4 protein-coding genes and 1 pseudogene are annotated in these 8,443 nt (G+C 59.3%); 4 read left to right on the top strand and 1 reads right to left on the bottom strand.

The genetic code is table 11. The annotated features are described in order from the left end of the window. From ABX749_RS13250 to ABX749_RS13235, 4 genes and pseudogenes are all read left to right on the top strand, one after another. Positions 1-1,365, top strand: a pseudogene (locus ABX749_RS13250) (AAA family ATPase); the annotation flags it as partial. Between the two features lie 36 nt (positions 1,366-1,401). Then, entirely contained in the window at positions 1,402-1,686 is a 285-nt protein-coding gene (locus ABX749_RS13245) for a hypothetical protein (RefSeq protein WP_372896405.1), read from the top strand. Positions 1,687-1,775: 89 nt separating this feature from the next. After that, positions 1,776-2,825, top strand: coding sequence for a peptidoglycan-binding protein (locus tag ABX749_RS13240; protein ID WP_372896404.1), 1,050 nt, complete (start codon positions 1,776-1,778; stop codon positions 2,823-2,825). A gap of 472 nt (positions 2,826-3,297) precedes the next feature. Continuing rightward, a complete protein-coding gene (locus tag ABX749_RS13235; RefSeq protein ID WP_372896403.1) occupies positions 3,298-4,896 on the top strand; it encodes a hypothetical protein in 1,599 nt (532 codons plus the stop codon). Positions 4,897-4,969: 73 nt separating this feature from the next. Here ABX749_RS13235 and ABX749_RS13230 read toward each other — a convergent pair. Next, a partial coding sequence (locus ABX749_RS13230) for an Ig-like domain-containing protein (protein ID WP_372896402.1) occupies positions 4,970-8,443 on the bottom strand: 3,474 nt, incomplete at its 5' end.

The raw sequence follows: 8,443 nt of genomic DNA, 5'->3' as shown, positions 1-8,443 counted from the left end.
ATCGGGCATCAAGTCACCTCGCTCGACCCCGCCGAGGCGCCCAACGCCGCCGCGAAAGAAGAAGTCGAACGGTTGAATCTGGCGCTGGAAATGGGCGACAACGTGATGTTGTACCTGGACGACATCCAGCATACCCATCCCGAGTTCTTGCAGAAATTTATCTCGCTGTGCGATGCGACGCGAAAGATCGAAGGGGTCAGCAACGGGAAAACGAGAACCTACGATCTGCGTGGGCGACGCGTTTCAGTCGTGATGGCCGGCAACCCCTACACCGAAAGCGGCGACCGATTCCAGATTCCCGACATGCTGTCCAACCGCGCCGACGTCTACAACCTCGGCGAGATCATCGGGGAGTCGGCGGATGCGTTTGAAATGAGCTACCTGGAAAACTGCTTGACCAGCAACCCGACGCTCGCGCCGTTGTCATCGGCTTCGCCCGACGATGCCCGCGCCATCATCCGAGCCGCCGAACGCGACACGATGGAAGGCATCGAACTGCAGGGCAATTTTTCACCGGACCAAGTCCGCGACATGTACGAAGTGATGCGAAAGCTGTTGCAGGTCCGCGACGTCGTGCTGCGTGTCAACCGGGCGTACATCCGCAGCGCCGCCCAGGCCGACGCCTACCGCACCGAACCGCCGTTCAAGCTGCAGGGCAGTTATCGAAACATGAATCGCATGGCGGAAAAAGTCGCCAGCGTGATGAACGCCAAAGAATTGCAATCGCTGATCGTCAGCAGCTACGAACAGGACGCCCAGACGCTGACGACCGACAACGAAGCCAACGTGCTGAAGTTCAAAGAGCTGATGGGGATCCTGACCCCGGAAGAAAAGGAGCGTTGGGACAGCATCAAGTATGCCTTCGTCGAAAGTGTCCGCATGCAGGGGCTCGACAGCGAAGACCAGGCGGGGCAACTGATGCGGCAGTTGGCATCGATGCGCGACGGTTTAGAATCGATTCGGCAGGTGATTTCACGAGCGATCGCGGTCGGCGGCGACGGCACCGAAGAGCGGATGGACGCCCGCATCGATGCGTTGCGACACAGCATGACCGCCTCGGCCGATCAGGTCGCGGCATGCTTGAAATCGACCGGCGAGCAACTGCAACGGATCAGCGAGCATCAAGCCACCGCCCAGCCACCGGACCAGAAGGTCTACGTGCAGCACAAGGTCCCGCGCGTGTTGGCGGATCTGATCAAAGGTCAATTCCACTTGATGCAGGAATGGCTGCGACCGATCCTGAACGAATCGATCGACAACGGGCGAGACCTGGAGCGGTTGAAACAACAGCTCGACGCGATGCAGGCCAACTACCGAGAAATCGAATCGACATTTGATGCCGCATCGGGTGACGAGACGACCTGATCGTCAGACACCGCCAAATGGATAGGGATCACGGCGATGACCAGTCTTCTCACTCAGGTGGCATTCCTGTTCGGCCCCTATCTGGTCGGGTTGGTCATCTATCGGGTGGTCTCGATGAGGTTTCCGCAGCGATTGAACTGGATCCTGTGGGCCGGCGGCGTCGGATTCTTCATCGCTTTGGCGACGCTGTTGGTCTTGTTATTCGTCCGCGACGCCAACGAGGCGCAAGACGCTTGGGAACCCTACCTGATCGGCGTGTTCTGGTGGATGGGGTTTTCGATCGGGCTGACCGGCAAACGTCCCGGTCGGCCGGGCGATTGATGTGAAAGATTTTCGAAAAAGGACGAAACAAAACCCGCTCCGCCACGACAACCAGGGTTCGTGACCACCGCTAACGCAAGGGACGAATCATGTCGGCACACCGCCAAGAGTGCATGGGCTATGGGTTGTTCGGCCGCTGTTCGCCGACGAGCGGTTCAGACGAACCCGGCGGGACGGCCACGGAAGTCACGATCTCTGGCTCGGTCGGGCGTCAGGGAAAGAATCTTCGCGCCGATGTCAAATCGATTCAGCAAGCCCTCAACCGCGTGCCGGTGAATGCCGGCCGTCCCAATCCGATTCTGGTCGTCGATGGGCTCAACGGGCCCAAGACCGAGCGGGCGATTTACATCTTCCAAAAGCATCACTTCGGGGCTGCCCGCGCCGATGCCCGCGTCGATCCGGGGCATCGCACGCTGGCCAAGCTGAATGAATTGCAACCCGCGGCGGGCGCGTCTGGCGGCGGATCGGGCGGCAGCGGCGGATTGCCGGGACCGGGAGCGAGTTCGTTTGTGCCGATGACAGATTCGGAAAAGGATGTCATGACGCGGGTCAACGCCGCGGTCAATCGCGCCGAACGCTGGGCTCTGAACGCCGTCGTCGAACTGCTCAACGCGCTGCAGTATCTCGAAGGCAAAAAGGCGGAAAAACCCAGCTACGATCTGGTCGACCGCTGCTTCAAAATCAAGAGTTTATCGACTGAAAAACAGCAGATCCATGCGATCAACAAGATCATCAAGATCTTCAATCGGTACCCCCGTGCCCGACGGGCCGTCCGACCCTTTGTGCGAAGCGGTGGCAGTTGCACCAATGATGAAGGGCACGCCATCTTTGCCGAAGCCATTCCGGGTGGGTTTCACATGGAGGTCGAAGACTACAAACGGGTCAAGGTGTGTGTCAAAAACATGAAGGGCAAAGATGTCATCTTCATGACCGATGCGATGGTCCATGAAATGGCGCACCTGGTCGGGCCTGCCAACGGCAAGGAAAAGATCATGCATGGCGGCCGCAAAAAAGCCGCCTACGGATTGGCCGCGCTCAGCCTGACCCACAGCGAAGCGATGATCTCGGCATCCAACTACGCGTGGCTGGCGTGGTTGGCCCGGTTGCCCAAGTCGGAGTGGATGACCAACACGGGTTAGCATCCCGTAGTGGACGAGGCGACGAGTCCATGCCAACCGACGGACACCCCATCATTCTGCCATCCCCTCCCTGACAGCCACCGAGGTGACAGGACGCCTTGGCCGGAGGAGAGGTAGGAAGATTTTGAAGGTAAGAAAATCGGCTAAATCGAATGATCGTGCGGTCCGTTCTCTTTTTACCCGCAAAATCTTCTTACCTCCAAAATCTTCTTACCCGCCCCAATCCGTACCATCGGGACAATCGGCAAACTGTCCCTCTGGCGCCCAGTTTCCGCCTGGCGAAGTGGGCAAACAGTCAGGCAATCTGGTGAAGTTGGCGCGGCGTTCTTGAGTCAAAACGGGGGTTTTTGTACTCTTTTTTTGGCAATTGGCTAATGAACTGCGTAACCTTACACAGTGGCCCTACAGACGGGGCTCGAGTGCTCGCTCGTTCGCGTCTACACGTTTATTTGCTACAGAAGGTCCCCTCGCGATGTTTCGCCAGTTCTCCTGCAAACGATTCCCCCGCAGTCTGGTTCTCACCGGTTCCGCTGCCTGTTTTCTGGGCGGTGGAGTCTGTCTTCTAGGCGGTGAGGCAAGCGCTCAAGACTTTTGCTATCCCCAGGCCTACCGACTCCAGCCGACGACCACCTACGAACAGCAAACGGTCCAGCGGATGCGGCCGGTGTACCGCACCGAGATGGTCGAAGAACAAGTCAAATCGTTCCGGCCGGTCGTCCGCACCCGCACCGAAGTGCGTGAAGTGACCGTCCCCGTCAATACCGTCGAAACGTCCTACAAAGAAGAGCGTTTCACCGTTTGGAAGCCGGTCACCGAGACCAGCTACCGAGACGAAACCTACACCGAGACCGAATACGTCACCGAGACCTCCGAGCGCGAAGAGCAATACACGACGTATCGCCCCGTGACCGAAACCAAGATGTACCAACAGCAGTACACGGTCCAGCGTCCCGTGACCGAAACCAGCTTTTACGAGCAGCAATACACCGTTCAACGGCCGGTCGTTGAAACGCAAATGCAGACGCAGCAGTACACGACGCTGCGTCCGCAAATGACGATGGTCAACCAAACCGTCGACGCCGGCGGTTATGTCCCCCAAACCACGGTCACCCCTGGTTCGGTGGGTTATGGATTGCAGTACCAACGGGGATTGTACGCCACCCCAGGTCCGCTCGGATTGTTCGCTCGCGTCCACGGCGGCTATGTCGCTAAGCCGGTCGTCACCCCGCCGACGGCGCAAACACAGTACGTCTACCGGCCCAACTACATCCAACAACAGGTCGCGCAAACGTCCTACATGCCCGTCACCGAGCAAGTCCAAGTGCCGGTCCAGGTCCAGCGGATGCAAAGCGAAATCGTCACCCAGAAAGTCCCCGTCCAGACCACGCGGATGCAGACCGAAGTGGTCACCCAAAACGTTCCCGTCCAGTCGACGCGGATGGTGCCGACGACGATGGTTCGCAAGGTTCCCTACGTCGTTCAGCGGCCGGTCACCAAGACCATGACCCGCAAGGTGCCCGTGACGCAGCAACGCTGGATCACCGAAGAACAGGTGCGAAAGGTTCCGGTGCAAACGAGCAAGATTCGCTACGAGACGAAAAAGGTGCCCCAGACCGTTCAGTACACCGAGTATGAAGAGGTCATTCAAACGGTCCGTCGTCCGGTGACCCGTCAAGTTTACGAACCCTACACCGAGACCGTCGTCGTGCCACGCCAAACCGTGATGCGGGTGCCGATGTCCTACTACGATCCCTTCGGCAGCGCCATCACCCACGGCTACTCGTCGTTCTCCGAAACGAGCAGTTCCTCCTCGACGATCAGTCAGCCGTCCACCGACAGCCAGATGAGTCTGAAGCCGGCCGAAACCTTCGACGCCGCACCGAAGACGGGTCTGAAGAGCATCGAGACGGGCGAACTTGAGCCCGCCGCGGACGAACGGGACACGATCGAGCTGAATCGTCCCGAAATCGAGGGAGAGAGCGACTTGCCCGCACCTACAAACGGTGGTGCCTCCATGATGGATGCGGGCTGGAAGATCCAGTGGAACCCACCGCTGTCGCGAAGCATCTAATCCACTCTCGCCAACCCGCCTATTTGGCCAGGACGGTGTCGGACACCTTTTCAGTTGGCACCTTTTTAGTTGGCTACGAGCCTAGCCGTTTTAGGAACCGTAGTCCGAAGCGGCCGTAATCCTGGCCGTCGACGTCGCCGTCTCCGTCGCTATCCAGGGCGGGGTTGTACGCGGCATCGCCGTTGCTCTTCAGGAACGACAACCCGAACCGACCATAGTCCTGGCCGTCGACGTCTCGGTCACCATCGGTATCACCGAAGAAGCGGAAGAACTCATCGACTCGCGGTGCCCCGGCCTCGCCGTCACGATCTCCGTCCAGCCGTTTGCCGGTCGCCGAACGGACGTGCGTGTCCAGGATCGTCAAGGTGTAGTTTCCGTCTTGCAGTGATCCGGAGTCATCGACCAAGTCCGCTCCAGAGGCCGGGTCAAGGAACGTCAGCCGGACCTTGGTTTTGCCGTTGATGTGATCGATCACCGGAGCGACGCCGACGGGGGTGCCGTCGCTCGTTGCGAGTTGGAAGGCTCCGTCGTCGATCGTGACGAGCGAGTCGAATTGCAGATCGATGTACCGAACCGCACTGCGTTGGCCGCTGCCGTCGTCGATCGCCACCCGCTCCAGTTGAGGTGCCGGCGTTTCGTCGACATCGTTGATGCTGATCGTGATCGTCGCCGCATCTTTCAACGTCCCCGCATCGACAACTTCGATCTCCAACGTCATCGTCGGACCGGATTCGAAGTCCAGTAGTCCACTGTTGGCAACCGTAATCGCTCCCGATGCCGAATCGATTCGGAAGGCATCGCGACCGCTGCCGCCGATAATGGAAAACGTCAACGTATCCCCCTGATCGACATCCGTTGCCGCGACCGTGCCGACGGGTGTCTCGAGGGGGCTGTTTTCGTCCACTGCGAAGGCTTGATCCACGACCGACGGTTGCTCGTTGACGTCGGTGACAATCAAATTGAGTGTCTTGCGGAACGTTTGGTTTCCGAAGTCGAACACATCGACATCGACCGAGACCGTGGGCTCGATTTCGTGATTGAGCGCAAGTCCGTCGGCCAATTTCAACTGCCCACCGACGACGACGAAGCGATCGTCGCTGACGGTAAAGCGGAAGACGTCATTGACGTCTTGGTCCGTCACCGTCAAGTCTCCGATGACCACACCCGATGCATTCTCATTAAAGCTGGTGGCGCTGATCGCGATGTCCGTTGGCCGGCGGTTGGTGCCCTCCAACGCCACCGTCAGCGATGATTCCACCTCGGCGATGCCATCGGTAACGACGTACGGGATTTCCTCCGAAAGCGTATCCGTGGCCAACAAACCGCGGACCAGTGGATTTGTCATGTCGGCTTGGTAGGTGAACGATCCGTTGCGATTCCAAGTCAGCGCGCCGTAGGTGCCGACGAAGTCCTGCGAGTCATGCACCCGATCGCCGAAGCGGGCGACGGAAAGCGTGTCGGTCGTGTCGATGTCCGAGTCATTGCCCAGGACATTCCCGCTGCCGGACACCGAATCAGGTTTGATCTGGACCGTGATCCCGTCAGCTGTTGGGACGGGGGTATCGTTGACGCCCTCGATCGTCAAGGACACGATCGCACTGTGCGACGCCCCCGAGCTGTCTTCGATCGTGTAATGGAAGGTATCGCCGCGTGACTCACCGTGGGCCAAGGTTTGGATGTCGGCGATGGTGGTCGGGTCAAAGACAATGCTTCCGTCCGGATTGTCCACCAAGCTGACGAACAGTGCTGTTGCAACGTCGTGACTGCTGATAGTCAACGTATCAAAAACACCCGGGTCGGTGTCGTTGGCCAACAGGGACGCGGTGGTGATCGTGACAGCCGAATCGGCGGCCGTCGTGATTCTGTCTTCGTTGGCGGTGGGAGCCACGTTTTCAATCGCAATCGTCAACGGCGGCGCGTTGTAAACCCGGCAGACGGAATCCGTGCTGGTAGTCACGGACAAGTTGATCGTCAGCGTCCCGTCGTCCGGCGGAGTGACGTTGAAATCCATGCCGTTGCCGTCTGTCTGCCAAATTGCGACACCGCCTTTCTCGAGCGTCGCCGTCCACTTGATGACGTCTTGGGCTTCATTGAGCGGCAGGACGCTGTTGAAGCTGAAGTCCAGTGAATCGCCCTCGTCGGCGGTTGCCACTGCGGGCGTGATCCCGATCGCCTGCTCGCCGACTTGCAGCGTTGACGAGACCTCGTCACTGCACAGCACGGTGTACCGCTCGTTGTCCAGTGCACACAGTTCCGCCGTCGTCGGTTGCGTGACAGGAGTGTCACCGACGGTTTCAAAGATGTCGACGACGATCAGCTTGATCGCCTTGGCACCCGCGGCGGCAGGTGCGTAGTCGTACGTCGCCGTTGTCGTCACGGCTTGCCGCACATCATCGACGAACCAGTGGTACTCGCGACGGACCGTTTCAGTCTTGCCGCGCAGATCGCCTGCCGGCGCGATCGGCGTCGAGAATGCACCGCTGAGTGTGATGGTATCGCCGAGCCGCATTTCGCCGCCCGTACGATTGCGTGTCGGTTCAGCTCCGGTCACAAACTGTCCATGATTGCCCCGGCCGCTCTGGTCGATCACCGCCGTGTCACCGGCCAGCTCATTTAGAGCCCACCAGCCGACCAAACCTTCCGAGCGACGGATTTCGACGGCGTCATTGATCGCAATTTGATCCTCTGATCGCGCCGTTTGCCAGATTTGGACGTTATCCAGCGAGCCTCGCAGCCCGTCTCCGACCCGAACCGACGTGACGTTCAATACGGCGTACGACGTCTTTGGAAGCGTGTCGGTCGCCAGCGGCAAGTCCCGAACACCGACCGAAAGTCCGTCAATGAACAGCTCCGTCTGTCCGGTAACCGCGTTGCGCACGATCGTGATCCGATGCCATTGGTTGTCACTCAGCGGAGCGGCCAAGTCGAAAGTATGTTGGATCAGGCTGGCTGGCTGATCGGGCAGTTGGGCCTGCGTGATGACTCGGATCGTCGTTGCGTTATTGACCAAACCAACCAACAGACCAATGCCGTCACTGCCAACCACTTCCAGAAGACCTAGATCCTCTTGATTGGTTCGGATCGACAGTTCGACGGTGATGTCGCTGGCACCGGAAAGCGTCGCTTCGGGCAGTGCGATGCTTTGGCTGCCGTCAAACGTCAACCAGCCGTTGCCCCCATCGCTGATCCGGGCAGTCGGGATGACGTCGTAATCAGCGGGATCGAAACTCGACACGCCGCCATCGGAATCCGTGACCGTCAATTGGACGCTGTAGCGACCGGAGTATTGGGGCGTGAAACTGAAATCGATCTTGTCGGATGATTCGACCGCCTGACCGTTGTTGGTCGTCACTTCCCAAAGATACTCGAGTGAATCGCCGGCCCCATCGTCGGTGACATCCCTGGCGCTGAGCTCAATCGGCACACCGGTGTAGTGCGGTCCGGGGACAGGCGCCGAAATCGTCGGGCGGTAAGGCGGTGTGTTGAGCACATCGAACCGCGTCACGCTGCGATCAAACCCGCCGTCACCGTCGGACGCAGTCACCGT

The organism is Stieleria sp., from assembly GCF_041595215.1.
Lineage (GTDB): Bacteria > Planctomycetota > Planctomycetia > Pirellulales > Pirellulaceae > Stieleria > Stieleria magnilauensis.
The sequence above is the reverse complement of the archived record's forward strand: the minus strand, read 5'-3'. Positions and strand labels throughout refer to the sequence as shown.